Here is a 25988-nt window from a genome sequence, read left to right on the forward strand (position 1 = left end):
CCGCAGATAGCGGTTCGCGCGTCACCCGCTTGCATCGGGTCTTTTCGACGTGTGCCAAAAATCACGAATTTTTAATCTTATACACAGCATTGTTCGGGCTGCATCTATGCAGCAACTGAATGAATCCCCGCCAGTATTCAGTTTTGCTGGCGGCAGGATCGTCAGAGGTAGCCTGCAGGTTTGCCTGGAGGATGATGTGTATCGACTTTTTTCGAGTGGAGTCCGCCGTGTCACTTTCGCTTTGGCAGCAATGTCTTGCCCGATTGCAGGATGAGTTACCAGCCACAGAATTCAGCATGTGGATCCGCCCATTGCAGGCGGAACTAAGCGATAACACGCTGGCACTGTATGCGCCAAACCGTTTCGTACTTGATTGGGTTAGAGATAAATACCTCAATAACATCAACGGCCTGCTGAATGATTTCTGCGGCGCCGATGCCCCGCAGCTGCGCTTTGAGGTTGGCACTAAGCCCGTCACCCAAACGCTAAGAGAGACGGCGAACGTCAGCGCTCCGGCCCAGATGGCCCAGGTTCATACCCCGCGCGTTGCCCCGGCACCGCGTGCAGGATGGGACAACGTCCCGGCACCTGCCGAGCCTTCCTATCGCTCCAACGTCAACGTTAAACATACTTTTGATAACTTCGTTGAAGGTAAGTCGAACCAACTGGCCCGCGCGGCGGCGCGTCAGGTGGCAGACAACCCTGGCGGCGCGTATAACCCCCTGTTCCTCTACGGCGGCACCGGTCTGGGGAAAACGCACCTGCTGCACGCGGTAGGCAACGGTATTATCGCCCGCAAACCGAACGCGAAAGTGGTGTATATGCACTCCGAGCGCTTTGTCCAGGACATGGTAAAAGCCCTGCAAAACAACGCGATCGAAGAGTTTAAACGCTACTATCGTTCAGTGGATGCCCTGCTGATCGATGATATTCAATTCTTCGCCAACAAAGAGCGCTCTCAGGAAGAGTTCTTCCACACCTTTAACGCCCTGCTGGAAGGTAATCAGCAGATCATCCTCACGTCGGATCGCTATCCGAAAGAGATCAACGGTGTAGAAGATCGTCTGAAGTCCCGCTTCGGCTGGGGTCTGACGGTGGCCATTGAGCCGCCTGAGCTTGAGACCCGCGTCGCTATCCTGATGAAAAAAGCCGACGAAAACGATATTCGTCTGCCTGGCGAGGTGGCGTTCTTCATTGCCAAGCGTCTACGCTCTAACGTGCGTGAACTTGAAGGGGCACTGAACCGCGTTATCGCCAACGCCAACTTTACCGGCCGGGCGATCACCATCGATTTCGTGCGCGAAGCGCTGCGCGACCTGTTAGCGCTGCAGGAAAAGCTGGTCACCATCGACAATATTCAGAAGACGGTGGCGGAGTACTACAAAATTAAAGTCGCGGATCTGCTCTCCAAACGACGTTCTCGTTCGGTAGCGCGTCCGCGCCAGATGGCGATGGCGTTGGCGAAAGAACTCACCAACCACAGTCTGCCGGAGATTGGCGATGCGTTTGGTGGCCGTGACCATACCACCGTGCTGCACGCCTGCCGTAAGATTGAACAGCTGCGTGAAGAAAGCCACGATATCAAAGAAGACTTTTCCAATTTAATCAGAACATTGTCGTCGTGATCCTATGAAATTTACCGTAGAACGTGAACATTTATTAAAACCGTTACAACAGGTGAGTGGCCCGTTAGGCGGGCGTCCGACATTGCCGATTCTGGGTAACCTGCTGCTGCAGGTCGCGGACGGCACGCTGTCGCTGACCGGTACCGATTTAGAAATGGAAATGGTAGCGCGCGTGGCGCTGCTGCAGGCACATGAACCGGGCGCGACTACCGTCCCGGCGCGTAAATTCTTTGATATTTGCCGTGGCTTGCCGGAAGGTGCTGAGATTGCCGTACAGCTGGAAGGCGACCGTATGTTGGTGCGCTCTGGCCGTAGCCGCTTCTCGCTTTCTACGCTGCCTGCCGCCGACTTCCCGAACCTGGACGATTGGCAGAGCGAAGTCGAATTTACTCTGCCGCAGGCGACCATGAAGCGCCTGATTGAAGCCACGCAGTTCTCGATGGCGCATCAGGACGTTCGTTATTACTTAAACGGCATGCTGTTCGAAACCGAAGGTGAAGAGCTGCGTACCGTGGCAACCGACGGCCACCGTCTGGCGGTCTGCTCCATGCCTATCGGGCAATCGCTGCCGAGCCATTCGGTGATCGTGCCGCGTAAAGGGGTGATTGAGCTGATGCGTATGCTCGACGGTGGCGATACGCCGCTGCGCGTGCAGATCGGCAGCAACAACATCCGCGCGCACGTCGGTGATTTCATCTTCACTTCCAAGCTGGTTGATGGCCGTTTCCCGGATTATCGCCGCGTATTGCCGAAGAATCCGGACAAACATCTGGAAGCCGGCTGCGATATCCTCAAGCAGGCCTTTGCCCGTGCGGCGATTCTCTCTAACGAGAAATTCCGCGGCGTGCGTCTGTTTGTCAGCGAAAACCAGCTGAAAATCACCGCCAACAACCCAGAGCAGGAAGAAGCGGAAGAAATTCTGGATGTCTCCTACCCGGGCACCGAGCTGGAAATCGGCTTCAACGTCAGCTACGTGCTGGACGTTCTGAACGCGCTGAAGTGCGAGAACGTGCGCATTCTGCTGACCGATTCCGTATCGAGCGTACAGATTGAAGATGCCGCATCACAGTCGGCTGCCTATGTTGTAATGCCAATGAGACTGTAATGTCGCTCTCCCGCCTGTTGATCCGCGATTTTCGCAATATCGAAAACGCGGATCTCGCGTTATCCCCCGGCTTTAACTTCCTGGTTGGCGCCAACGGCAGCGGCAAAACCAGCGTGCTGGAAGCCATCTATACGCTCGGCCATGGCCGGGCGTTTCGCAGTTTGCAGATTGGCCGCGTTATCCGCCACGAGCAGGAATCATTTGTCCTGCACGGTCGCCTACAGGGCGCGGAGCGTGAAACGTCTATCGGCCTGACCAAAGACAAGCAGGGCGACAGCAAGGTGCGTATCGACGGCACCGACGGCCATAAAGTGGCCGAACTGGCGCTGCTGATGCCGATGCAGCTGATTACGCCTGAGGGGTTTACTTTACTCAACGGCGGCCCCAAATATAGAAGAGCGTTCCTTGATTGGGGATGCTTCCACAACGAAGCCGGATTCTTCAACGCCTGGAGTAACCTGAAACGGTTGCTCAAGCAGCGCAACGCCGCGCTGCGCCAGGTGAGCCGCTACGCGCAGTTACGCCCGTGGGATATGGAACTTATTCCACTGGCCGAGCAAATCAGCCGCTGGCGCGCGGAATACAGCGCCGGTATCGCCGAAGATATGGCGGATACCTGCAAACAATTTCTCCCGGAGTTCTCTCTGACCTTCTCCTTCCAGCGCGGCTGGGAAAAAGAAACTGACTATGCCGAAGTGCTGGAGAGAAACTTCGAACGCGACCGTATGCTGACCTACACGGCACACGGCCCGCACAAGGCGGACTTCCGCATTCGCGCCGACGGCGCGCCGGTGGAAGACACCTTATCGCGCGGGCAGCTTAAGCTGCTGATGTGCGCGTTACGCCTGGCACAGGGCGAGTTTTTAACTCGCGAAAGCGGGAGACGCTGCCTGTACCTGATAGATGATTTTGCCTCGGAACTTGATGATGCGCGGCGTGGCCTGCTGGCCAGCCGTTTAAAAGCTACACAGTCTCAGGTTTTCGTCAGCGCGATCAGCGCTGAACACGTTCTGGACATGTCGGACGAAAATTCGAAGATGTTTAACGTGGAAAAGGGTAAAATAACGGATTAACCCAAGTTTAAATGAGCGAGAAACGTTGATGTCGAATTCTTATGACTCCTCCAGTATCAAAGTCCTGAAAGGGCTGGATGCGGTGCGTAAGCGCCCGGGTATGTATATCGGCGACACGGATGACGGCACCGGTCTGCACCACATGGTATTTGAGGTTGTGGATAACGCTATCGACGAAGCGCTCGCTGGTTACTGCAAAGATATCGTTGTTACTATTCACAGCGATAACTCCGTTTCCGTACAGGATGACGGCCGTGGTATCCCAACCGGTATTCACCCGGAAGAGGGCGTTTCTGCTGCGGAAGTCATCATGACCGTTCTGCACGCAGGCGGTAAGTTCGACGATAACTCCTATAAAGTCTCCGGCGGTCTGCACGGCGTGGGTGTTTCCGTAGTTAACGCCCTGTCCCAGAAGCTGGAACTGGTTATCCAGCGCGATAACAAAATTCACCGTCAGATTTACGCGCACGGCGTGCCACAGGCACCGCTGGCCGTGACCGGCGATACCGAAAAAACCGGTACCATGGTGCGTTTCTGGCCGAGCTACGAAACCTTCACCAACGTCACCGAGTTCGAATACGACATCCTGGCAAAACGTCTGCGCGAACTGTCGTTCCTGAACTCCGGCGTCTCTATTCGCCTGCGCGATAAGCGTGACGGTAAAGAAGACCATTTCCACTATGAAGGCGGCATCAAGGCGTTCGTTGAGTATCTCAACAAGAACAAAACGCCAATTCACCCGAATATCTTCTATTTCTCCACCGAAAAAGACGGTATCGGCGTCGAAGTTGCGCTGCAGTGGAACGATGGTTTCCAGGAAAACATCTACTGCTTCACCAACAACATTCCACAGCGTGATGGCGGTACTCACCTTGCAGGCTTCCGTGCGGCGATGACCCGTACCCTGAACGCCTACATGGATAAAGAAGGCTACAGCAAAAAAGCGAAAGTCAGCGCCACCGGTGACGATGCCCGTGAAGGCCTGATTGCGGTGGTTTCCGTGAAGGTACCGGACCCGAAATTCTCCTCTCAGACCAAAGACAAACTGGTCTCCTCCGAGGTGAAAACGGCAGTAGAACAGCAGATGAACGAACTGCTGAGCGAATACCTGCTGGAAAACCCGTCTGACGCGAAAATCGTAGTAGGCAAAATTATCGACGCGGCACGTGCGCGTGAAGCGGCGCGTAAAGCCCGTGAAATGACCCGTCGTAAAGGCGCGCTGGACTTAGCAGGCCTGCCGGGCAAACTGGCTGACTGTCAGGAACGCGACCCGGCGCTGTCTGAACTGTACCTCGTGGAAGGGGACTCCGCGGGCGGCTCTGCGAAGCAGGGGCGTAACCGTAAGAACCAGGCGATTCTGCCGCTGAAGGGTAAAATCCTCAACGTTGAGAAAGCGCGCTTCGACAAGATGCTCTCCTCTCAGGAAGTGGCCACGCTTATCACCGCGCTGGGCTGCGGCATCGGTCGCGACGAGTACAACCCGGACAAACTGCGTTATCACAGCATCATCATCATGACCGATGCGGACGTCGACGGCTCGCACATTCGTACGTTGCTGTTGACCTTCTTCTATCGCCAGATGCCGGAAATTGTTGAACGCGGCCACGTCTACATTGCACAGCCACCGCTGTACAAAGTGAAGAAAGGCAAGCAGGAACAGTACATTAAAGACGATGAAGCGATGGATCAGTATCAGATCTCCATCGCGCTTGATGGCGCAACCCTGCACACCAACGCCAGCGCGCCAGCGTTAGCGGGTGAGCCGCTGGAAAAACTGGTTGCCGAGTTCAACGCGACTCAGAAAATGATCAACCGTATGGAACGTCGCTTCCCGAAAGCGCTGCTGAAAGAGCTTATCTATCAGCCAACGCTGGTGGAAGCTGACCTGTCCGACGAACAGAAAGTGACGCGTTGGGTGAACGCGCTGGTTACCGAGCTGAACGAAAAAGAACAGCACGGCAGCCAGTGGAAGTTTGATATTCAGCACAACGTTGAACAGCAGCACTTTGAGCCGATTATTCGCGTTCGTACCCACGGCGTGGATACCGACTACGTGCTGGACAGCGAGTTTGTTAACGGTGGCGAATACCGTCGTATCTTCACGCTGGGTGAGAAACTGCGTGGCCTGGTGGAAGAAGACGCGTTCATCGAACGTGGCGAACGCCGTCAGCCGGTTGCCAGCTTCGAGCAGGCGCTGGATTGGCTGGTGAAAGAGTCCCGTCGTGGTCTGGCTATCCAGCGTTATAAAGGTCTGGGTGAGATGAACCCGGATCAGCTGTGGGAAACCACTATGGACCCGGACAGCCGCCGTATGCTGCGCGTAACCGTGAAAGATGCGATTGCCGCTGACCAGCTGTTCACCACCCTGATGGGTGATGCCGTTGAGCCGCGTCGTGCCTTTATCGAAGAGAACGCCCTGAAAGCCGCGAACATCGATATCTAACGCTGTAGGCCGGATAAGGCGTTTACGCCGCCATCCGGCAATGTCCTGCATTGAGCCTGATGGCGCTACGCTTATCAGGCCTACAGATTAAAAACGCCTGAATTTTTCAGGCGTTTTTTTATGCCTGTCGCCCACGAACTATACTTCTCTACGTCTTCTATTAACCGTCATTCCGAGGTGGAAAAATGGGGCTTTTTGATGATGTCGTAGGTTCGCTGCTCAGCGGCGATGCGGGTAAATATCAGGCTATCCTGAACTGGGTAAACGAGCAGGGCGGTATTCAGGCGCTGCTGGAGAAGCTGCAAAGCGGCGGGCTCGGTGACATCGTTTCATCCTGGATAAGCAATCAACAAAGTAATCAATCGATTAGCAGCGATCAGATCGTCTCTGTGCTCGGCGCGCCCGCCGTGTCGGATCTGGGCGAAAAGCTGGGCACCGATGCCAGTTCCGCCTCAACGATGCTGGCGGAATACCTGCCGAAAATCGTCGATGCGCTGTCGCCAAAAGGCGAAGTGGACCCGCAGGCGCATAACAATTTGCTGTCGGCGGGCATGGATCTGCTGAAGGGCGGCAAGCTCTTCGGTTAGCGATGCGGCAAAAGGGGAGCACGCTTCTCGCGTTGTATCCCCGTTTTAGGCGCTACGGGCTACTGTTTTTTGAGCTTAATCGCGTTAGCATGAGAACAGACTCATCTAACCTGGGGATCTCATGGCTATTAAACTTATTGCAATCGACATGGACGGAACATTGCTGTTGCCGGACCACACTATTTCTCCAGCGGTAAAAAACGCGCTGGCTGCAGCACGTGCAAAAGGGGTTAACGTGGTCCTGACCACCGGGCGTCCGTACGCCGGTGTGCACAGCTACCTGAAAGAGCTGGGAATGAATGAGCCGGGAGATTACTGCATTACCTATAACGGTGCGCTGGTGCAGAAAGCGGGTGATGGCAGCACCGTGGCGCAGACTGCGCTGAACTACGATGACTACCGCTTCCTGGAAGAACTGTCGCGTAAAGTCGGCTCTCACTTCCACGCGCTGGACCGCAACACGCTGTACACCGCGAACCGCGACATCAGCTACTACACCGTGCACGAATCCTTTATCGCCACCATCCCGCTGGTGTTCTGCGAAGCAGAGAAAATGGACCCGGCAACCGAATTCCTCAAGGTGATGATGATCGATGAGCCGGCCATTCTGGATAAAGCGATTGCCCGTATCCCGCCGGAAGTGAAAGAGAAATACACCGTACTGAAGAGCTCGCCGTACTTCCTCGAGATCCTCGATAAGCGCGTCAACAAAGGCACCGGCGTGAAATCGCTGGCCGACGTGCTGGGCATCAAGGCCGAAGAGGTGATGGCTATCGGTGACCAGGAAAACGACATTGCGATGATTGAATACGCGGGCGTTGGCGTGGCGATGGATAACGCGATTCCGGCGGTGAAAGAGGCGGCGAACTTCGTCACTAAATCAAACCTGGAAGATGGCGTTGCCTGGGCGATCGAAAAGTACGTCCTGTCCTGATGTTCCCGTTGCCCGGCATCGTCCGGGCACTAACCTTAAGATTGTTTGCAAACTTGTTATTGTATTATCAGGTGTTAAATCGCACGGAAGTCCCCGTAATCAGTCCGTAATTTCATTACTCTCCTCCCCCTCTTTTATCTCCCGGCATACCTGCCTGTAAATACGCTTCATTTATGATCAACAAACGCATCCGTCTGGTGCTGATGATGTCATCCTGTATGGTTTTTCAGACCTGGGCTGCGACGGATTCTGACTCGACGCTGACACCGCTTTATGGCTATCAGGATGATAGTCAGGCCACCCCTTTGCCTGCGAAACCTGTGGCCGTGGCGCCGGAAGAAGGCCACTCCGTTTTACCTTTCTTAGGTGATGAAGCGCGTAAACGCGGCTATGAGCTGCCATTACCGTTTGGCGTGAATATTAACTACATGAATATCCGGCAGAATATTGATGTAGATAGTATCAATTTTAATGGACTGTCTCTGAAAGGCCATTCGCTAGATAACGCCTTTAAAATCAACGTGGGCAATACCCGCGAAAGAAGCAAAACCGAAACGGTAAAGCTGGATGCCTGGCTGCTGCCGTTTATGAATGTGTATGGCCTGGTGGGGTATACCGATGGGCACTCCGTTTCGCAGATTGGCGTGGGGATAAAAGGGCCGCGAAAATATCGCTACCCTGGTAATTTGCAGAACCTGGCTTTTCAGCTCGATTTTAAGGGTACCACCTACGGAGTCGGTACCACGCTGGTCGGCGGCGTCGGTAACTGGTTTACCGCCTTCGACGCCAACTACACCCAGACACGGTTCGATATTCTGGATGGCAGCATCGACGCGTTCACTATTTCTCCGCGTATTGGCTACCGTTTTAACACGCCGGGCATCGATACCCTGCATCTGCCTTCCGGTAAGTTAAACCTGTGGGTGGGCACCATGTATCAGGACGTGCAGCAGGAATTTAAAGGCAGCCTGAGCGACCTCACCATGCCGTCTGCGGCGCTGCAGGAAATGGTGAATGCGGCGAACCGTGATGGCAAAGGCCGCTTCGACGTAAAACAGCATCTGTCATCGCCGTGGAACGTATTGGTAGGCGCGCAGTATGAACTCACCCGCAACTTTAACGTCACCACTGAGATTGGTTTTGCTGACCGCAACAGCTTCTTTGTGGCGGGAGAGTATCGCTTTTGACACGCCTCGCTCTGCTCCTGCCTTTTTGTCTGTTTGCCGGTCAAGTCCAGTCGGCGCTGCCGACTCGCGACCAGGTTGATGGCTGGCTGAAAACGCTGGGGGCTAGCGATGATTTTGATGCCAGCAAGGGCATTGATTGGGGCGTGATGCCGGGGCCATTTTACACCCCGGAACTAGGGCTCGGCGTGGGTACGGCGGTGGTGGGCATGTACCGCCCCGATCCCAATGATACGGTCAGCCAAAACTCAACGCTGACCCTAAGCGGCTACTTTAGCTCGACCGGCGCTTTTGGCGTGACGATGCAGAATTATGCCTTTTTCGCCGACGATCGCTGGCGTTTCTTTCTGGATGGCTCGCTGACCGACACCCCAACCTACTACTGGGGACAGGGTTTTAGCGCGGGAGATAAAGACAGTAAGAAAGAGCAGTATACCGCCCAGGATCTTGACCTGCGCCCGACGCTGTACCACCGGCTGGCGCCCAACGTCTATCTGGGTATCGGCTGGTCGCTGAATGCCCAGCATGCGACGCAAATAGACGATAACGATCCGCCAAAAATTAGCGAAACCGCGCAGGGCGCGTCGGTATTGAGTTCCGGCAGCAGCGTTGATCTCAGCTGGGACGACCGCGACTTTGTCCCTAATCCGCGCAAAGGGCAGTACGCCGATCTCCGTTATACCCGCTTTACCCCGGATGTCGGCAGCGATACCCGCTTCGATGAATACCAACTTCACTACAGCCGCTATCACTCGCTGGACGATAACAACGTTCTGGCGTGGGAGATGGACGGCGCGTTTACCCAGGGCGACGTTCCCTGGACGATGATGCCGCTGCTTGGCAGCAATCAGCGGATGCGCGGCTACTACGAAGGCCGCTACCGGGATAAAAACGCCGTCAGCGGTCAACTGGAGTACCGCCGCAAGCTCGACTGGCGGCACGGTATCGTTGGTTGGCTGGGGGCGGGGACTATGGGGCCATCGTTCCACTCGCTGGACGATGGACGCTGGCTGCCCTCGGCGGGCGTTGGCTATCGTTTTGAGTTCAAGCCGCGCGTGAACGTCCGGCTGGATTACGGCATCGGCAAAGGCAGCAGTGGATTTTACTTTCAGGTAGGAGAGGCATTTTGAAGGCGTTGATTAAAATGGTATCGCTGCTGGCGCTGTGCGCCGTGGCGCAGGTCTACGCCGCGCTGCCGGTGGCGTTGGATTTAGGCGCTCAGGCCACTTCACAGGCCAGCAGCGCCTGGCCCGCCATGCCGCCGCAGCCGCTGCCAAAAGGGTTGCGACCGTGCTGCGCCTTTGGCTACAACCTGCACGCCGAGTTGCTGGGCATGCCGGTACCGTTCTACCAACTGGATAACGTGGCCTATGCCAGCCAACTTGGGCAGCATCAGTACAATGATAAAATGTTGGCTGGTCTCGCGAATCTGACCGGCTTGAGCAGCGAGAATAACGGCATTCTCTACACCGCTCGCGGTGGTTTCATTGATACCGCCCACGTCCGCGATACGGCGGATATGACGGTCTATATCTTTAGCCAGCTGCTGCCGCGGCTTGGGCAGGCGTTTACGCTCGATCTGGAGAGTGAGCTGGCGCAGCGTCGTATGGTCTTTGCTGCTTTTACTCCTCCCACCGCTCCCGCTGAACGTTACACGCTCGCCGCCTGGCTTGCCGCGCATCTGGCGTATCAGGTCGCGGAGTGGCACGAGATTGCCCAATGGTACGGTTTTGAGTCTGTTCCCGGCTTTTCGGAGGAAGTTTCCGCCTTTTCGCCGGAAGATCTCTACTCAAACCTGCTCGGCGCGCGCTTAGCCGTCTCGCTGATCCTTGACGGACAGACCGTTTCTCAGGGCGTTTACAATGCGGCGATGGGCACTGCGCTCACCCAGGCGCTAATGCATCTGGGTGCTCAGCCTCCGGCGGTGACCCGCTTCCATTTCGATATGCTGGACGGCCGCTGGTGGAACAGTCAGCGCCGCGTGCCGGAAAAATACCTGGTGCTGCATCGCAACTTCCAGATGGGTGACAACCGTCTGCCAACTCGCGTACCGGGCGAGCAGAGCGCGCCGCAGCGCCTGACGTTACCGCATCGCTGGCAGGGCATCACCCTTGCTGACCTTGGGCAACTGCAGCTATGGCCGGGCGCGTCTATGAAGCAGCTTCCGCCGCCGGCGCGTTACTACACCGCGGAGGATTTTTCTGCCCTGGCGGCCAGCGCGCAGCAGGCGGATGCTCAGCCCCGTCGCTAAAGGCTTATGGGTTCGCGCCCCCGCGTGGTAAAAAGGGGCGGTATCTTTCTACCGGGACTCCTGCATGAAACAACTCACCTTTGCGCCGCGCCATCATCAGCTTACCAATACCCGAACCTGGACGCCGGACAGCCAGTGGCTGGTTTTCGATGTGCGCCCGTCCGGCGCGTCGTTTACCAGTGAAACCATCGAGCGCGTGAACGTGCACAGCGGTGATATTGAGGTGATTTATCGTGCAAGTGAAGGCGCGCACGTCGGCGTGGTCACGGTGCATCCCGCTGAAGAACGATACGTGTTTATCCACGGCCCGGAAAACCCGGATGCCCAGTGGCAGTACGATTTTCACCATCGTCGCGGCGTGGTCACCGCACAGGGGAAAACTCAAAACCTGGATGCGATGGATATCACCTCTCCCTTTACCCCCGGTGCGCTGCGCGGCGGTAGCCATGTTCATGTCTACAGCCCGTGCGGGCAGTACGTTAGCTTTACCTATAACGATCACGTCATGCACGAATACAACCCGGCGCTGGATCAGCGCAACGTAGGCGTGGCGGCACCGTTCGGCCCAGTTACGCCGAATGGCCAGCATCCGCGTGAATACGGCGGCAGCCATTGGTGCGTGCTGGTGAGCCAGACGACAGCGCAACCGCAGCCCGGCAGCGATGAGATCAACCGTGCCTACGAAGAGGGGTGGGTTGGCTCTTCCGCGCTGGCCTTTATCGGCGATACCGTTTCACCTGCCGGTGAAAAAGTGCCGGAGCTGTTTCTGGTGGCGTTGCCGCGCGATGAGGCGGGCTGGAAACAGGCAGGGAGTGCGCCGCTATCCGGAACGGCAACAACGCTGCCTGCGCCGCCTGCAGGCGTACATCAGCGGCGGCTGACCTTTACCCATCAACGCGCGTTTCCTGGGCTGGTGAACGTGCCGCGCCACTGGGTGCGAAGTAACCCGCAGGGGACACAGATTGCATTTCTGATGCGCGATGATCGCGGCGTAGTGCAGCTATGGCTTATTTCGCCAGAAGGCGGCGAGCCGCGCCAGTTGACGCACAATGCGTCGGATATCCAATCGGCGTTCAACTGGCATCCGTCGGGAAACGGGCTGGGGTTTGTGCTGGAGGGGCGTATAACGATGTGCGATGCCGCGTCTGGCGCGGTGAGCTTTTTAACGGCAGATCACGCAAATCCACCGTCGGCGGATGCGGTGGTCTTCTCGCCTGACGGTCAGCATATTGCCTGGATGGAAGAGGTGGCCGGCTTCCGCCAGCTATGGATGACTGAAACCCGCCGCTGAATCAAGGAGCGGGCATTGGGGCTGGCGGAATAACCGAATTGGTCGCCAGCGTCTCTTGTTCGCTCTTTTCCACGCGAGAGCGTACGGAGTTGTCCTTACGGAAGAAATCCCACGGCAGCAGCACCGTATCCATGACCGCCGTAAACGGCATATCTATCGCAACCAGCGATTTGGCGACCCAGCCGCTGTCTTCATCGCCCAGCATCGCGGCGCTCGCTCGGGTGCCCGGATAGGTCCCCTCTTTGCCGCCAGTATGTGACATCACGCTGGAACACCCTCCTGATAAGAAGATCCCCCCAACCAGCGCGGCTTTAATCAGAACATTTTTCATAGTGAGTTCTTCTAGTCACGGGCATAAAACAGCCCTTCTCGGGTTATATCCACCCATTGCCAAAATAGGAAGTACCAGCTTGCCGCTCTGTGGCGGTTGTCGCACTTTGACCATTTGTGCCATACCCCAGTCTAAGCGCTCTGGGGGAAAGTGCAAAAAAAGTAAGACATGAGGACTTGAAAATGGTTCTTTTCGCCACATTTTATAGGTGTAGCCAGGAGGAACACGCCTTCGGGGTGTTTAGGCTTCAACAACCTGTCCATGATGGAAGGTGATTAATTTCTCGCTGATTTTCAGGAGCTATTTAACTATGCGTAACTTTGACTTATCCCCGTTATACCGTTCTGCCATCGGTTTTGATCGTCTGTTCAACCTGTTAGAAAACAATCAAACGCAAAGCAACGGCGGCTACCCTCCGTACAACGTTGAACTGGTTGATGAAAACCACTATCGCATCGCGATTGCCGTGGCCGGTTTTGCGGAAAGCGAGCTGGAAATCACCGCGCAGGACAACATGCTGGTGGTAAAAGGCGCGCATGCCGCAGAGCAAAAAGAACGTACCTATCTCTATCAAGGCATCGCCGAGCGTAACTTTGAGCGCAAATTCCAGTTGGCGGAGCACATCCACGTGCGTGGCGCGAACCTGGTAAACGGCCTGCTGTATATCGAACTGGAACGCGTGATTCCAGACGCGGACAAACCGCGTCGTATCGAAATTAATTAATTTTGCCGGGCCGCCCGTGCGGCCCTGTTAGCTAAATCATCAATCGGCTTGCCGTCAGGGAGCCGGAAGGTACTTTTTCGCCCGAAACAATTCATGTTGCAGGAAGGCGGCAAGGGAGTGAATCCCCAGGAGCGTACATAAGTACGTGACTGGGGTGAACGAACGTAGCCAACGCATCTGCAACGTGAAGTGTGAAGGGGAAACTCGCTTCTTAGAAGGAGAAACACAATGCGTAACTACGATTTATCCCCACTGCTGCGTCAATGGATCGGTTTTGACAAACTGGCGAACGCGCTGCAAAGCACCAGTGAAGGCCAGACCTTCCCACCATATAACATCGAAAAAAGCGACGATAACCACTACCGCATTACCTTAGCGTTAGCCGGGTTCCGTCAGGAAGATCTGGATATTCAGCTCGAAGGCACGCACCTGACCGTAAAAGGCACGCCAGAGCCGCAGGAAAAAGAGACCAAATGGCTACATCAGGGGCTGGTTACCCAGGCCTTTAGCCTGAGCTTCACCCTGGCAGAAAATATGGAAGTCGCTGGTGCGACCTTTACCAACGGCCTGCTGCATATCGACCTTACCCGCAACGAGCCGGAAGCTATCGCACCGCAGCGTATCGCCATTAGCGAGCGACCTGCGTTGAATAGTTAATAGTTAATAGTTAATAGTTAATAGATTTGCCCAATTAGCCCCGAGAAATCGGGGCTTTTTTTTGCGAGTGAAAGCATGTTTGTCGCCCTTGCTGCAACGCGTGTTTCAGTTTAAAAAATGATCACACACAGTCAAAACAAAAGGACATGTTATGAACGATCACCAACCCTTTGAAGCAATAAAACAAATCGGGAACAGCGGCATGGAATTCTGGTCTGCCCGAGCGTTATCTAAGCTACTTGAATATTCTGAATATCGACACTTTACGCCGGTCTTGGCTCGAGCCAGGGAGGCGTGCACCAATAGTGGCCAGTCGGCTCAGGACCATTTCGAGGAGATCCTCGCAATGGTTAAAATAGGTTCCGGGTCCCAGCGAGAACTGGGTGACGTGAAGTTATCCCGCTATGCCTGCTATCTGGTTGTACAAAACGGCGATCCCTCTAAACCCGTGATTGCAGCAGGGCAGACCTACTTTGCATTACAAACCCGACGCCAGGAGCTGGAAGAGGACAAAGCCTTTAAGTCATTGCGAGAGGATGAGAAACGTCTTTTTCTTCGCAATGAGCTTAAAGCACATAACAAACATCTGGTCGAAACCGCCCATCAGGCGGGGGTTGCGACGGCTCTGGATTTCGCTGTGTTCCAAAATCATGGTTACAAAGGGCTGTAAGGCGGCCTTGATCAAAAGGCGATTCATGAACGCAAGGGGCTGAGAAAAAGCCAGAAAATCCTCGACCATATGTGATCCACCGAGCTTGCGGCAAATCTATTTCGTGCCACGCAAACCGAAGAAAAGCTGCGCCGCGACGACGTCAACACAAAGCAAATCGCCAATCAGACGCATTACGAAGTGGGTCAAAAGGTGCGTCAGACCATCAAGGATCTTGGCGGTACGATGCCAGAATCACTCCCTTCCCCTGATAAAAGTATTCAGCAGTTAGAAAATACGGCTAAGAGTAAAGATGCACCTGAATAGTGATTTTTCATCAGTCGATTAATGTGCGCCGTACTACATACAAACTCCCTTCAACTCAGACATAATCCCTGGTGTTAATAATGTTATTCACAGGGAAGATACGATGAGTGATATAGCATTGACGGTAAGCATCCTGGCGCTGGTGGCGGTGGTCGGGCTGTGGATTGGCAACGTCAAAATTCGCGGAATCGGCTTTGGCATTGGTGGCGTGCTGTTCGGTGGGATTATCGTCGGCCACTTTGTCGATCAGGCAGGCATCACGCTAAGCAGCCCTATGCTGCACTTTATCCAGGAATTCGGCCTGATTCTGTTCGTCTATACCATAGGGATTCAGGTGGGGCCGGGGTTCTTCGCCTCGCTGCGCGTTTCTGGCCTGCGGCTGAATCTGTTTGCCATTCTGATTGTGGTTCTTGGCGGCCTGGTCACCACGCTGCTGCATAAAATCTTCGCGATTCCGCTTCCCGTCGTGCTGGGTATTTTTTCCGGCGCGGTGACCAATACCCCTGCGCTGGGCGCTGGTCAGCAAATTTTGCGCGATCTTGGCGAGCCGTTTAGCGTCGTGGACCAGATGGGCATGAGCTACGCGATGGCTTATCCGTTTGGTATCTGTGGCATTCTGCTCACCATGTGGCTGGTACGCCTGTTCTTTCGTATTAACGTCGACAAAGAGGCGCAGCGCTTCGATGAGCAGACGGGTTCCAGTCATTCTCATCTTCAGACCATCAATATCCGCGTTGAGAATCCTAACCTGAACCATATGGCGATTCAGGATGTGCCCGTTATCAACAGCGATAAAATTATCTGCTCGCGCCTCAAACGGGGTGAAACGCTGATGGTGCCGTCACCAACGACCATTATTGAGAGTGGCGATCTGCTGCATCTGGTAGGTGAACCTGCAGATCTGCGCAGCGCGCAACTGGTGATCGGCAAAGAGGTTGAAACGTCGCTTTCCACCCGAGGTACGGACCTGAAAGTGGAAAGGGTGGTGGTGACCAACGAGAAGGTGCTAGGCAAGAAAATCCGCGATCTGCACTATAAACAACGCTATGACGTGGTGATCTCCCGCTTAAACCGTGCGGGGGTTGAACTGGTCGCCAGCAGCAATGCCAGCCTGCAGTTTGGCGATATCCTCAACCTCGTGGGGCGCCCGGCGGCCATTGATGCCGTCGCCTCCGATCTGGGTAATGCCCAGCAGAAATTGCAGCAGGTGCAGATGCTGCCGGTGTTTATCGGCATTGGTCTCGGCGTGTTGCTCGGCTCTATTCCGCTATTTATCCCCGGCTTCCCGGTGGCGTTAAAGCTAGGCCTGGCAGGCGGGCCGCTGATTATGGCGCTGATCCTTGGGCGTATCGGCAGCATCGGCAAGCTCTACTGGTTTATGCCGCCGAGCGCCAACCTGGCGCTGCGCGAATTGGGGATTGTGCTGTTCCTCTCGGTGGTAGGGCTCAAGTCCGGCGGGGATTTTGTGGACACGCTGGTGCAGGGCGACGGGCTCAGCTGGATTGGCTACGGCATCCTGATTACCGGTATTCCGCTACTGACGGTGGGGATACTGGCTCGGGTTCTGGCGAAGATGAACTATCTGACCCTGTGCGGCATGCTGGCCGGTTCGATGACCGACCCTCCAGCGCTGGCATTTGCCAACAACCTGCATGCGACCAGCGGCGCGGCGGCGCTCTCCTACGCGACCGTCTATCCGCTGGTGATGTTCCTGCGTATCATCACGCCTCAGCTTCTGGCGGTGCTGTTCTGGGGGATGAGCTAGGGCTCTGGATACGCCTGAGGTGATAATCCACCTGGTATTCGCTGGCGTTACGAAACATCACTGAATAGTTAAGAAACTCACCGCTGTCGCTGTAGGAAAGGGAGGTAATACGCAGCAGCGGTGTTTGTTCGGGTACGTTCATCGACTGGGCCAACTGCTTATCAGCCAGCACCGGGGCCAGGCACTCATAGTTACCGCTTATCGTTATGCCACACTCTTTCTCGATGTAATCAAACTTTGACCCCTCCAGATGCACCAGCGACAGGTTACGAAAAAGCTTAACCGGCATATAGCTGTCTTCAAGCATCAAGGGCTTTCCATCAACGTAGCGTACCCGCCGGGAAAAGTAGATCCGCTCATTGATTTGAATGCGAAGCTGGCTGGCAATGGCGGGCGGAGCGGGCATCACCTCGAAAACCAGAACGTGGCTTGTCACCTCTTTGCCCTGCTTGCGTAATATCTCGGCCAGCCCGGTCAGGTTTGAGGTTTCATGGTGGATGTCTTTATGGGCAACATAGGTGCCGCTACCCTGCCGGCGAACTACCAGACCCCATTCGACCAGTAGGTCGACCGCTTTGCGAATGGTCATCCGCGCAACGCCAAATTCCTGCGCTAACGCTTTCTCGCCTGGAATCGGGCTGCCAATGTTGAAATCGGATGAGTTGAGCCGTAGACGTAGCCTGTCCGCAATAGATTTATAGATCACTTCTAGACCTCTATTTCCAATCAAACCTGGGTTATTGAACCGGCGTTTCTTATTAAAAAGTAACAAATTACAGGCAAATAATGAGAATCCTCATCACGGCACGGAATTCAGTTATCTGACATGTCTATGTTTATCTTAAAAATTAGACAACATAGCGTGAATTAAAACCATGAAAGCGATCACGAATCGCACGCTCACCGCATGTTGTCTGACGGGGTAATTCCTATTCTCGTAGCAGGCCGGAAATTAACACTAATAAGGCCACTTACCCTACGAGTTGTTAAATGAGGATTGCTAAATGCTCAGTCAAATACAACGCTTTGGCGGCGCCATGTTTACCCCGGTTTTATTATTTCCTTTCGCGGGGATTGTGGTGGGTATCGCCATTATGTTGCGTAATCCAATGTTTGTGGGTGACGCACTCACTGCACCTGACAGTTTATTTGCTCAGATTGTTCACATTATTGAAGAAGGTGGCTGGACGGTATTCAGAAACATGCCGCTTATTTTTGCCGTTGGTTTACCGATTGGTCTCGCTAAACAGGCGCAGGGGCGGGCCTGTCTGGCCGTGCTGGTGAGTTTCCTGACCTGGAACTACTTCATCAATGCCATGGGCATGACCTGGGGGCACTTCTTTGGCGTCGATTTTTCCGCTGACCCGGTTGCGGGAAGCGGTCTAACAATGATCGCCGGGATTAAGACGCTGGATACCAGTATCATTGGCGCTATTGTCATTTCGGGTATCGTGACCGCACTGCATAACCGCTATTTTGATAAACCACTGCCGGTGTTCCTCGGTATTTTCCAGGGTTCTTCGTTTGTTGTGATAGTGGCTTTCCTCGCCATGATCCCCTGTGCGTGGTTAACGCTTTTAGGTTGGCCAAAAGTCCAAATGGGCATTGAATCGCTGCAGGCATTTTTACGCAGCGCCGGGGCTTTGGGGGTCTGGGTTTATACCTTCCTTGAGCGCATTCTTATTCCAACAGGCCTGCATCACTTCGTCTATGGTCCCTTTATTTTTGGCCCGGCGGCGGTTGAAGGCGGAATTCAGGTTTATTGGGCTCAGCATCTCCAGGAATTCAGCCAAAGCACCGAGTCGCTTAAAACGCTGTTTCCGGAAGGCGGCTTTGCGCTGCACGGTAACTCAAAAGTATTCGGCTCTGTCGGGATTGCGCTGGCGCTTTACTTCACCGCAGCGCCTGAAAACCGCATAAAAGTCGCGGGGCTGCTGATTCCTGCCACGCTGACTGCCATGCTGGTGGGGATTACGGAACCGCTGGAGTTCACCTTCCTGTTTATCTCTCCGCTGCTGTTCGCCATTCACGCCGTGCTGGCGGCCACTATGTCGACGGTGATGTATATGTGTGGCGTGGTGGGGAATTTTGGCGGCGGCCTTCTTGACCAGTTTATCCCACAAAACTGGATCCCGATGTTCCATAACCATGCGTCGGTGATGTTTACCCAGATAGGCATCGGCGTGTGCTTTACCGCCCTCTACTTCATCGTCTTCCGGGCCTTAATTCTGCGCTTCAATCTGAAAACGCCGGGCCGTGAAGACAGTGAAATCAAGCTCTACAGCAAAGCAGACTACCAGGCCGCGCGTGGCAAAACCTCAGCGGCTGGCGCGAATGACACCAAATCAGGCCAGGCGGCAGGCATCCTCCAGGCGCTGGGCGGAGCCGCCAATATTGAAAGCATCAACAACTGTGCGACCCGATTACGTATTGCGCTAACCGATATGGCTAAAACGCAAAGTGATGACGTATTCAAAGCGCTGGGCGCGCACGGTGTGGTGCGCCGCGGAAACGGTATTCAGGTCATCGTTGGCCTGCATGTTCCACAGGTCCGCGACCAGCTTGAAAGCCTGATGAAAGATTCTCTACAGACCGAACAAACCACCATGACGGAGGCAGTATCATGAAAAAATTCTCAGTTGTTATCGCAGGCGGCGGCAGTACTTTTACCCCAGGTATCGTCTTGATGCTGCTGGCAAATCAGGATCGTTTTCCACTGCGAGCGCTGAAATTTTACGACAACGACGGTGCGCGTCAGGAGACGATTGCAGAAGCCTGTAAGGTGATTCTTAAAGAGCAGGCGCCGGAGATTGAATTTAGCTACACCACCGATCCACAGGCCGCTTTTACCGACGTCGATTTCGTGATGGCGCATATTCGCGTAGGGAAATACCCGATGCGTGAAAAGGATGAGAAGATCCCGCTGCGCCACGGTGTACTGGGTCAGGAAACCTGTGGCCCAGGCGGCATTGCGTACGGTATGCGCTCCATTGGCGGCGTGCTGGAGCTGGTGGATTACATGCAAAAATACTCGCCGAATGCCTGGATGCTCAACTACTCCAACCCGGCGGCGATTGTGGCGGAAGCGACCCGTCGCCTGCGTCCGGATGCCAAAATCCTCAATATCTGCGATATGCCTATCGGTATTGAAGGACGGATGGCGCAGATTGTCGGTCTGAAAGACCGTAAGCAGATGCGCGTTCGCTACTATGGGCTGAACCACTTTGGCTGGTGGACATCTATCGAAGACCTTCAGGGTAACGATTTGATGCCTAAATTACGCGAACATGTCGCGAAGTACGGCTATGTGCCGCCATCTAACGATCCACACACGGAAGCCAGTTGGAATGATACTTTCGCCAAAGCGAAAGATGTACAGGCGCTGGACCCGGATACCATGCCGAACACCTACCTGAAATATTATCTGTTCCCAGACTACGTGGTGGCGCACTCAAATCCGGAACGTACCCGCGCCAACGAAGTGATGGATCATCGTGAAAAGAATGTGTTCAGCGCATGCCGGGCGATTATCGCGGCGGGTAAATCCTCGGCGGGAGATCTGGAAATTGACGAACATGCTTCCTACATCGTCGATCTTGCGACCGCAATTGCCTTTAACACTCAGGAAAGAATGCTGCTCATTGTGCCGAACAACGGCGCCATCCATAACTTCGACGCTGATGCGATGGTTGAGATTCCCTGCCTCGTCGGCCACAACGGCCCGGAACCGCTGACGGTGGGTGATATTCCAAACTTCCAGAAAGGGATGATGAGCCAGCAGGTGGCGGTGGAAAAACTGGTCGTCGATGCCTGGGAGCATCGTTCATACCACAAGCTGTGGCAGGCGATTACGCTGTCGAAAACGGTGCCGAGTGCTTCCGTGGCAAAAGCGATTCTGGATGATTTGATTGAGGCCAATAAAGACTACTGGCCATCGTTAAACTAAGCACCTATTGAGCGAGTCCTGCCCACAGAACGTTGTTCTGTGGGCATTTTTGTTTTCAGGTGTTGGGATGTGAGACGGTGCATACTGATGTAAAAAGCAGCGAGAGCACGTAAGCTATTGCGGTAACTTACTCACATTAGCTGGGCATAAGGAGCCGTCATGAAAATTTCCCGCGTGGGAGAAGCGCCAGACTACCGCTTCTCTCTGGCCAACGAACGTACCTTTCTGGCATGGATTCGTACCTCGCTGGGTTTCCTGGCGGCAGGCGTTGGGCTCGATCAGCTGGCTCCAGATTTTGCGACGCCGGTGATCCGCGAGGCGCTGGCGCTGATGCTCTGTCTGTTTGCCGGTGTGCTGGCGATTTACGGCTATCTACGCTGGCTGCGCAATGAGAAAGCCATGCGGTTAAAAGAGGATTTGCCCTACACCCGCAGCCTGCTGGTGATAAGCCTGATACTGTCGCTGGTTGCTGCGGTGGTGATGATTCTGGTGTTCTATGCCGGATAGCCGTAAAGCCCGTCGTCAGGCCGATCCTGGCCTGCAGCCGGAACGTACATCTCTTGCCTGGTTTCGCACGCTGCTTGGTTATGGCGCGCTGATGGCGCTAGCGTTAAAGCATAACTGGCACCAGACCGGAGGGCTGTTTTGGCTATCGATTGTCGTACTCGCGATCGTTGCCATCATCCTTTGGCAGTACACTCGCAATCGAAACGTTATGGACATCACGCAAAGTGATTTTATTCAGCCGCGCGCGGTACGTGATAAATTTTTGATCTCCCTCGCGGTGTTATCACTCGCATTGTTGTTTGCTGTAACTCATATTCGTCAGCTTATTATTTTTATAAAGGATTTTGCATGACAGGACGTCAGGCCGAAGCAGCTCTCACGGGGCGCTATCACAATGGTTTCCCCCTATCAGACGATGCGACTCGCGTCATCGTGAACCGCCAGCTGTGCCAACAGCCGCAGCGTTGGTATCGGGATTTGCGTCGCAGTGGGGCTTCACGCGTGCAGATTATCCCGCAGGTAGATACGGACGAGGCGGGAAATCTCAGCGCCGCGTCGGTGCAGCCGGATGAGTGGGGCGCTTTTCTCTGTGCCGTATTTGACCTTTGGGTGCGGCAAGATATCGATAAAATCCAGCTTCATCTTTTTGAGTCTACGCTGGCTATATGGCGCGGTTTCACCTGCAATCTGGATGATGTTAACAACGCGTGCCGCGAATGTCCGGTGCTGCGATTCTGCCACGAAGGCGTCCCACAATGCCGGTTGGCTGACGGAAAAAATGCCCTCTGCGCGGGCTATCGTCACTTCTTTACCTACAGCGCGCCGTACATGAAAGCGCTGCGCGATCTCCTTAAACAGCACCGCTCGCCGCGCGAATTAATGGCGATGTTAAGTCAGGCTGAATAAGCTTTCTCTGTTTGCCAGACGGGTCTGCCGGATGGCAAACAACTCAAGGTCTCCGCTGCGGATTCTGGTATCACTATCTCTTCACTGTGATGACGCATCTGGAGTGTCTATGCCGCTCGTGCTACCCCGGGAAACCCACTTTCACCATCCGCTGGAAAGCGTGGTGTTCCATTTTTGGCAGCCGGAAAAAAATATCAGCCATGAACATACCCATGAATACTGCGAGCTATTCCTGGTCGGGCACGGTAGCGGCATCCACGTCATCAATGAAAAGCCCTGGCTGCTGAGCAGCGGGACGCTCTGCTACCTGAACCGGCAGGATTACCACCTGTTTGAAGAGATGAAGGATTTGCAGCAGGTCAATTTGCTCTATCTGGGGCGCGATAACTTTAACTTTATCAAACAGATCGACTATCTCTTGCCGCAGGAAGGTGAAAGCAACGTCTGGCAGGTGGATGTTGGCATCATGCAGCGAGTGTTTGACCGCCTCGCCAGCCACAACGAAGCGGAGTTCAGCGACAAACTGCTGGCGGAAAGCCATAAAGAGATGATTTTTCTCGAAGTGCTGCATACGCTGAATCTGTGGCGCTATAAAACCCAGGATTTTCACTCCAGCGAGGACCGCATCAGCCAGGTGTTGATTCGCCTCAACGGCCAGTGGCAGCAGCCGCTCGACCTTGACGCGCTGTGCCACGAGTTTGGTCTCTCCCGGCGCACGCTACAGCGCGGGTTTAGCGACTACACCGGCGTCTCGCCCCAGCAGTATCTTGCCCGCGTGCGGCTATTACAGTCCCACTATCAGCTGCGCTTTACCGACGATTCGGTAAATGACATTGCGGTTCGTTGTGGATTTGGCGATGTTAGCTACTTTTCTCGTGCTTTTCGTCGCCAGTTTGGTGTATCACCGAATCAGTGCCGCTAATCCCGTAGGCCGGATAAGCGTAGCGCCATCCGGCATCACATAGCACCGTTGCCGGATGGCGGCGTAACCGCCTTATCCGGCCTACGACACAACCTCCACAACTTCCAGCTGCGTGGACCCTGTTTTGGCCTCGTGTGGAATATCGCGGAATATCGGCAGCGCCTCCCAACGCAGCCAATAGCGGCTCTGCGGGCGATAATCGCTGTTTTGCGCCGGGATCAACTGCACTTCCGCCTGCGGCGCAATGCCCTGCCTTGGCAGCCGCAGCGTATCAGGAAGCGGCGAAACCAGCGGCAGTGAACCCACAACCCTAAGCTCCCGGTCATCAATAATCCACACTCCGCTTCCGGCCCAGGTTGAGGTCCACTCCACCTCAAGTTGACCGTTGCCGATAGCGCGCGGCGCGCTGAGCGTCACGTCCGGGGGAATCGACCCGCCGCCGTTAAAGTCCCAGCGAAAATCCCATTGGCTTATCTGTGTTTTTTGCCAGTGGCCTTTGCCATCCGGGCGGGCCAGAAAGGCCTGTGACTGCCCCCGGTCATCATAACGATGGTAAATCAGCACCGGGCGCGCCTGATTATCAAAGCCCACCTCCTGCACCATATTAATCAGCCCGCCGCCAATGCCCGCATCGTCGACAATCTCGCCCTGATGGCGGGCGATAGGCAGCGCAAGCGGCGTGCCGTCCGATTTTTCCCAGTGCTGGAGGTCGCGGCTGCGCACATAGGAGAGATTGTTATTGGTTTCGCAGTGCGGCGTCTCACGCCACATCCACACCATGTGCCAGTAGCCATCCGGCCCCAGCAGCGGCTGGCGCGCGTAGCCGTTTCGCGCCCCTTCACCGTTTAGCAGCGGCGTCTCCAGCAGGCGTGACCACTGCTGACGCTCGGCGTCGAAAATGTTGTACAGATCATCACCGTTACCGCTGCAGCCGTCGCGATAGCGGAACAGCAGGTGGCCCTGCATGTCTTTGAAGAACACCGGATAGGTGGCGCGAGTTTCGCGCTCGCCGGTCATCGCGGGCTCGCACTCAAGCGTGGTCACATCCAGCGGCGCGCGGCTGCGGAAATAAATAAGCGGGTCGACGTGCATATTGCCTGAAAGATGCAGATATCCGGCGCTATCTACCGCCATCGTCAGGTAATTGTGCGAATCAAACTCGGTGATATGCGAGTAGCGTTCGCGCTCCGGTAGCCAGAGCCCCTGCGGCTGAAAGGTTTGCCACGGGCCGTCGGGCAGCTCGCGCTGGCCCACGGTAATGCGGTGCTCCGCGTCATACCAGGCGGCGAACTGGTGATTGCCATGATTCATCAGACAGTAAAGCACGGTGAAATCTGCGCAGGCGTCTGCCACGGGCGCAACAACGATATCGGTCATCAGACGGTCTCCGGACGAGCAACAAAAGATTTTTTACGACGTAAGAAGAAGGCGGCCAGCACCAGCGCGCCGATCGGATGCAGCGTTGCGCCAGCGTATATCGGCATCGAGTAACCGAAGTGGTCGATGATGGTGCCGACAAAGCCGTTAAAGATAATGGAGGTCACGCCGCCCAGCGCGCTCATCACGCCGATAGCGGTGGCGATGGCCACGCGCGGTGCCAGCCCGCCCATCATAATGGTGGCCATACTGAGCCAGGCGGTGCACATAAAGTTAATCACCGTCATGATCGCCACCGCCGCGTAGGCGTTGCTGATGGACGGCAGCAGGAACACCAGCGGCGCCAGACAGGTGACGGACCAGATGATGGTTAGGCGGGCGCGGGTGGCATCCATGCCGCGCGCCACCAGACGGTCAGAGGCCCAGCACACCGCCAGCACGCCAAAGACGGCAACCAGCGGCGGCAGCCACATCAGCTTGCCGACTTCCGCCAGCGTCAGGCCGATTTTTTCCTGCATAAAGCCGACCTGCCAGTACTGATAGAAGAACCAGAACGGGTCGGTGAGCAGGCGAGCAATCAGCAGCGCCCAGATAGGTTTTGAGGTCAACACCATCTTGTAGCGCTCAACCAGCGGCACGCTGACGGCGCTCACCTGCGCCGTATCGTCGGCGGCAGGCGGCGTTTTGCGGCTGGAGAGATACCACATCACCCCGACCACCACGCCCGCCATTGCTGGGATAAAGAATGCCCAGCGCCAGCCGGTAGAAAGGGTCACCCAGGCCACAAACGGCGGTGCCAGGATAAGCCCCAACGACTGAATAATATTGGTGAGCTGGAAGGCAAAGGCGCGCTGTTCGGCGCGAAACCAGGTAAAGACCGCCAGCGTTAGCGCCGGCACAATCCCGGACTCCGCCAGCCCCAGCATGACGCGCCCGACGATAAGCCCGGTCATCGAATGCGACAGGCCGGTGATCAGCGTGGCAATCGACATCAATACCATCAGCGCGCACAGCACGTAGCGGCTGCCGAAGCGGTCGACGATGCCGCCGACGAAGAAATACATGAAGGTGTAGGGGATCATAAAGGCGCTGATCAGCACCGAGTAATCGCTGTTATCCAGCCCCAACTCCTGCATCAGCGTGGTTTTGAGGATGGAAACTATTTGCCGGTCGAGCGAAAAGAAAAACAGCACGCAGCCGAGGAGCAGAAGCAGTACCCAGATGAGCAGGGTAAAACCGCCGCGGCCGACCGATTTTTCAGCCTGTTGCATTGTGTTCTCCGGTTTATCGTAGGGATACGAGATAGCCTGGAGTATATCGACGCCGCTTCTTAACGTTGGCGGCAGGAGAGCGGAGTGTGACGTGCGGCAATACGCTTTGACCT

At 55.3% G+C, this 25988-nt stretch carries 23 protein-coding genes, 1 pseudogene and 1 other annotated feature; of the genes and pseudogenes, 20 read left to right on the top strand and 4 right to left on the bottom strand.

The annotated features are described in order from the left end of the window. Positions 1 to 227: 227 nt before the first annotated feature. The 10 genes from dnaA (at position 228) to ACLGE8_RS17850 (ending at position 12493) form a co-directional block, all read left to right on the top strand. On the top strand, positions 228 to 1625 hold the full coding sequence (dnaA, locus tag ACLGE8_RS17805) for a chromosomal replication initiator protein DnaA (protein WP_411000142.1): 1398 nt from the start codon (positions 228 to 230) through the stop codon (positions 1623 to 1625). 4 nt (positions 1626 to 1629) lie between these two features. After that, a complete protein-coding gene (gene dnaN, locus ACLGE8_RS17810) occupies positions 1630 to 2730 on the top strand; it encodes a DNA polymerase III subunit beta (protein ID WP_035896448.1) in 1101 nt (366 codons plus the stop codon). Then, positions 2730 to 3803 carry a DNA replication/repair protein RecF gene (recF, locus tag ACLGE8_RS17815; RefSeq protein WP_220440788.1) on the top strand — a complete coding sequence of 358 codons (1074 nt, stop codon included), beginning with the start codon at positions 2730 to 2732 and terminating at the stop codon, positions 3801 to 3803. Before dnaN ends, recF begins: the two co-directional genes overlap by 1 nt. A gap of 28 nt (positions 3804 to 3831) precedes the next feature. Continuing rightward, positions 3832 to 6246, top strand: a complete 2415-nt coding sequence (gene gyrB, locus ACLGE8_RS17820) for a DNA topoisomerase (ATP-hydrolyzing) subunit B (RefSeq protein ID WP_411000143.1) — start codon at positions 3832 to 3834, stop codon at positions 6244 to 6246. Positions 6247 to 6431: 185 nt separating this feature from the next. Then, positions 6432 to 6833: a YidB family protein gene (locus tag ACLGE8_RS17825; RefSeq protein ID WP_411000144.1), complete on the top strand. Its 402-nt coding sequence runs from the start codon at positions 6432 to 6434 to the stop codon at positions 6831 to 6833. A 121-nt stretch (positions 6834 to 6954) separates the two neighbouring features. Beyond that, positions 6955 to 7767 (top strand): sugar-phosphatase, encoded by an 813-nt coding sequence (gene yidA, locus ACLGE8_RS17830; protein WP_185668149.1) that lies wholly within the window; start codon positions 6955 to 6957, stop codon positions 7765 to 7767. A 173-nt stretch (positions 7768 to 7940) separates the two neighbouring features. Then, the gene (locus ACLGE8_RS17835; RefSeq protein ID WP_411000145.1) at positions 7941 to 8954 is read left to right on the top strand and encodes a hypothetical protein; all 1014 of its coding nucleotides are present in this window, start codon (positions 7941 to 7943) and stop codon (positions 8952 to 8954) included. Continuing rightward, the gene (locus tag ACLGE8_RS17840) at positions 8951 to 10081 is read left to right on the top strand and encodes a BamA/TamA family outer membrane protein (RefSeq protein ID WP_411000146.1); all 1131 of its coding nucleotides are present in this window, start codon (positions 8951 to 8953) and stop codon (positions 10079 to 10081) included. Before ACLGE8_RS17835 ends, ACLGE8_RS17840 begins: the two co-directional genes overlap by 4 nt. Positions 10082 to 10095: 14 nt before the next feature. Then, positions 10096 to 11202: a DUF4056 domain-containing protein gene (locus ACLGE8_RS17845; protein ID WP_411000251.1), complete on the top strand. Its 1107-nt coding sequence runs from the start codon at positions 10096 to 10098 to the stop codon at positions 11200 to 11202. A 64-nt stretch (positions 11203 to 11266) separates the two neighbouring features. Beyond that, on the top strand, positions 11267 to 12493 hold the full coding sequence (locus ACLGE8_RS17850; RefSeq protein WP_411000147.1) for a DUF3748 domain-containing protein: 1227 nt from the start codon (positions 11267 to 11269) through the stop codon (positions 12491 to 12493). 1 nt (position 12494) lies between these two features. Here the strand turns inward: ACLGE8_RS17850 and ACLGE8_RS17855 are convergent, their stop codons facing one another. Beyond that, positions 12495 to 12824 carry a YceK/YidQ family lipoprotein gene (locus ACLGE8_RS17855; RefSeq protein ID WP_411000148.1) on the bottom strand — a complete coding sequence of 110 codons (330 nt, stop codon included), beginning with the start codon at positions 12822 to 12824 and terminating at the stop codon, positions 12495 to 12497. Positions 12825 to 13064: 240 nt separating this feature from the next. Next, positions 13065 to 13141, top strand: a sequence feature (ROSE (Repression Of Heat Shock gene Expression) occurs in the 5'-region of heat shock genes and acts as an RNA thermometer to modulate expression.). Here ACLGE8_RS17855 and ibpA point away from each other — a divergent pair. The 4 genes and pseudogenes from ibpA (at position 13135) to ACLGE8_RS17875 (ending at position 16946) form a co-directional block, all read left to right on the top strand. Next, positions 13135 to 13548, top strand: coding sequence for a small heat shock chaperone IbpA (gene ibpA / locus ACLGE8_RS17860; protein WP_035896433.1), 414 nt, complete (start codon positions 13135 to 13137; stop codon positions 13546 to 13548). Its footprint overlaps the feature before it by 7 nt. A gap of 228 nt (positions 13549 to 13776) precedes the next feature. Then, a complete protein-coding gene (gene ibpB, locus ACLGE8_RS17865) occupies positions 13777 to 14205 on the top strand; it encodes a small heat shock chaperone IbpB (protein WP_411000149.1) in 429 nt (142 codons plus the stop codon). A gap of 151 nt (positions 14206 to 14356) precedes the next feature. Beyond that, positions 14357 to 15181: pseudogene (gene dinD / locus ACLGE8_RS17870) on the top strand (DNA damage-inducible protein D). A gap of 103 nt (positions 15182 to 15284) precedes the next feature. Then, positions 15285 to 16946, top strand: coding sequence for a putative transporter (locus ACLGE8_RS17875; protein ID WP_411000150.1), 1662 nt, complete (start codon positions 15285 to 15287; stop codon positions 16944 to 16946). On the opposite strand, the gene ACLGE8_RS17880 is transcribed toward ACLGE8_RS17875, so the two are convergent. Continuing rightward, positions 16903 to 17652 (bottom strand): GntR family transcriptional regulator, encoded by a 750-nt coding sequence (locus tag ACLGE8_RS17880; RefSeq protein WP_411000151.1) that lies wholly within the window; start codon positions 17650 to 17652, stop codon positions 16903 to 16905. The genes ACLGE8_RS17875 and ACLGE8_RS17880 overlap by 44 nt on opposite strands. Positions 17653 to 17950: 298 nt before the next feature. Between ACLGE8_RS17880 and ACLGE8_RS17885 the strand changes: the two genes are divergently transcribed. The 6 genes from ACLGE8_RS17885 (at position 17951) to ACLGE8_RS17910 (ending at position 23227) form a co-directional block, all read left to right on the top strand. Then, on the top strand, positions 17951 to 19573 hold the full coding sequence (locus ACLGE8_RS17885) for an alpha-glucoside-specific PTS transporter subunit IIBC (protein ID WP_411000152.1): 1623 nt from the start codon (positions 17951 to 17953) through the stop codon (positions 19571 to 19573). Then, positions 19570 to 20892 (top strand): 6-phospho-alpha-glucosidase, encoded by a 1323-nt coding sequence (locus ACLGE8_RS17890; protein ID WP_411000153.1) that lies wholly within the window; start codon positions 19570 to 19572, stop codon positions 20890 to 20892. Before ACLGE8_RS17885 ends, ACLGE8_RS17890 begins: the two co-directional genes overlap by 4 nt. 159 nt (positions 20893 to 21051) lie before the next feature. Beyond that, positions 21052 to 21399 (top strand): YidH family protein, encoded by a 348-nt coding sequence (locus ACLGE8_RS17895; protein ID WP_411000154.1) that lies wholly within the window; start codon positions 21052 to 21054, stop codon positions 21397 to 21399. Then, positions 21389 to 21751 (top strand): DUF202 domain-containing protein, encoded by a 363-nt coding sequence (locus tag ACLGE8_RS17900; protein ID WP_411000155.1) that lies wholly within the window; start codon positions 21389 to 21391, stop codon positions 21749 to 21751. Before ACLGE8_RS17895 ends, ACLGE8_RS17900 begins: the two co-directional genes overlap by 11 nt. Beyond that, positions 21748 to 22305 (top strand): radical SAM protein, encoded by a 558-nt coding sequence (locus ACLGE8_RS17905; protein ID WP_411000157.1) that lies wholly within the window; start codon positions 21748 to 21750, stop codon positions 22303 to 22305. The genes ACLGE8_RS17900 and ACLGE8_RS17905 overlap by 4 nt, the downstream gene beginning before the upstream one ends. 109 nt (positions 22306 to 22414) lie before the next feature. Further along, positions 22415 to 23227 carry a helix-turn-helix domain-containing protein gene (locus ACLGE8_RS17910; RefSeq protein WP_411000159.1) on the top strand — a complete coding sequence of 271 codons (813 nt, stop codon included), beginning with the start codon at positions 22415 to 22417 and terminating at the stop codon, positions 23225 to 23227. Between the two features lie 81 nt (positions 23228 to 23308). On the opposite strand, the gene ACLGE8_RS17915 is transcribed toward ACLGE8_RS17910, so the two are convergent. Both ACLGE8_RS17915 and ACLGE8_RS17920 read right to left on the bottom strand, forming a co-directional pair. Next, a complete protein-coding gene (locus ACLGE8_RS17915) occupies positions 23309 to 24604 on the bottom strand; it encodes a BNR repeat-containing protein (RefSeq protein WP_411000161.1) in 1296 nt (431 codons plus the stop codon). Then, complete coding sequence (locus ACLGE8_RS17920) at positions 24604 to 25875, bottom strand: MFS transporter (protein WP_411000163.1); 1272 nt, start codon at positions 25873 to 25875, stop codon at positions 24604 to 24606. Before ACLGE8_RS17920 ends, ACLGE8_RS17915 begins: the two co-directional genes overlap by 1 nt. Between the last annotated feature and the right edge of the window lie 113 nt (positions 25876 to 25988).

It is taken from the genome of Kluyvera sp. 142486, assembly GCF_046569695.1.
GTDB lineage: Bacteria > Pseudomonadota > Gammaproteobacteria > Enterobacterales > Enterobacteriaceae > Kluyvera.

Excerpts from the sequence above, each read along its gene's own strand:
- dnaN (WP_035896448.1), top strand. The coding sequence starts at position 1,630 with ATGAAATTTACCGTAGAACGTGAACATTTATTAAAACCGTTACAACAG.
- recF (WP_220440788.1), top strand. The coding sequence starts at position 2,730 with ATGTCGCTCTCCCGCCTGTTGATCCGCGATTTTCGCAATATCGAAAAC.
- gyrB (WP_411000143.1), top strand. The coding sequence starts at position 3,832 with ATGTCGAATTCTTATGACTCCTCCAGTATCAAAGTCCTGAAAGGGCTG.
- ACLGE8_RS17825 (WP_411000144.1), top strand. The coding sequence starts at position 6,432 with ATGGGGCTTTTTGATGATGTCGTAGGTTCGCTGCTCAGCGGCGATGCG.
- yidA (WP_185668149.1), top strand. The coding sequence starts at position 6,955 with ATGGCTATTAAACTTATTGCAATCGACATGGACGGAACATTGCTGTTG.
- ACLGE8_RS17835 (WP_411000145.1), top strand. The coding sequence starts at position 7,941 with ATGATCAACAAACGCATCCGTCTGGTGCTGATGATGTCATCCTGTATG.
- ACLGE8_RS17845 (WP_411000251.1), top strand. The coding sequence starts at position 10,096 with ATGGTATCGCTGCTGGCGCTGTGCGCCGTGGCGCAGGTCTACGCCGCG.
- ACLGE8_RS17850 (WP_411000147.1), top strand. The coding sequence starts at position 11,267 with ATGAAACAACTCACCTTTGCGCCGCGCCATCATCAGCTTACCAATACC.
- ACLGE8_RS17855 (WP_411000148.1), bottom strand. The coding sequence starts at position 12,824 with ATGAAAAATGTTCTGATTAAAGCCGCGCTGGTTGGGGGGATCTTCTTA.
- ibpA (WP_035896433.1), top strand. The coding sequence starts at position 13,135 with ATGCGTAACTTTGACTTATCCCCGTTATACCGTTCTGCCATCGGTTTT.
- ibpB (WP_411000149.1), top strand. The coding sequence starts at position 13,777 with ATGCGTAACTACGATTTATCCCCACTGCTGCGTCAATGGATCGGTTTT.
- ACLGE8_RS17875 (WP_411000150.1), top strand. The coding sequence starts at position 15,285 with ATGAGTGATATAGCATTGACGGTAAGCATCCTGGCGCTGGTGGCGGTG.
- ACLGE8_RS17885 (WP_411000152.1), top strand. The coding sequence starts at position 17,951 with ATGCTCAGTCAAATACAACGCTTTGGCGGCGCCATGTTTACCCCGGTT.
- ACLGE8_RS17890 (WP_411000153.1), top strand. The coding sequence starts at position 19,570 with ATGAAAAAATTCTCAGTTGTTATCGCAGGCGGCGGCAGTACTTTTACC.
- ACLGE8_RS17895 (WP_411000154.1), top strand. The coding sequence starts at position 21,052 with ATGAAAATTTCCCGCGTGGGAGAAGCGCCAGACTACCGCTTCTCTCTG.
- ACLGE8_RS17900 (WP_411000155.1), top strand. The coding sequence starts at position 21,389 with ATGCCGGATAGCCGTAAAGCCCGTCGTCAGGCCGATCCTGGCCTGCAG.
- ACLGE8_RS17905 (WP_411000157.1), top strand. The coding sequence starts at position 21,748 with ATGACAGGACGTCAGGCCGAAGCAGCTCTCACGGGGCGCTATCACAAT.
- ACLGE8_RS17910 (WP_411000159.1), top strand. The coding sequence starts at position 22,415 with ATGCCGCTCGTGCTACCCCGGGAAACCCACTTTCACCATCCGCTGGAA.
- ACLGE8_RS17915 (WP_411000161.1), bottom strand. The coding sequence starts at position 24,604 with ATGACCGATATCGTTGTTGCGCCCGTGGCAGACGCCTGCGCAGATTTC.
- ACLGE8_RS17920 (WP_411000163.1), bottom strand. The coding sequence starts at position 25,875 with ATGCAACAGGCTGAAAAATCGGTCGGCCGCGGCGGTTTTACCCTGCTC.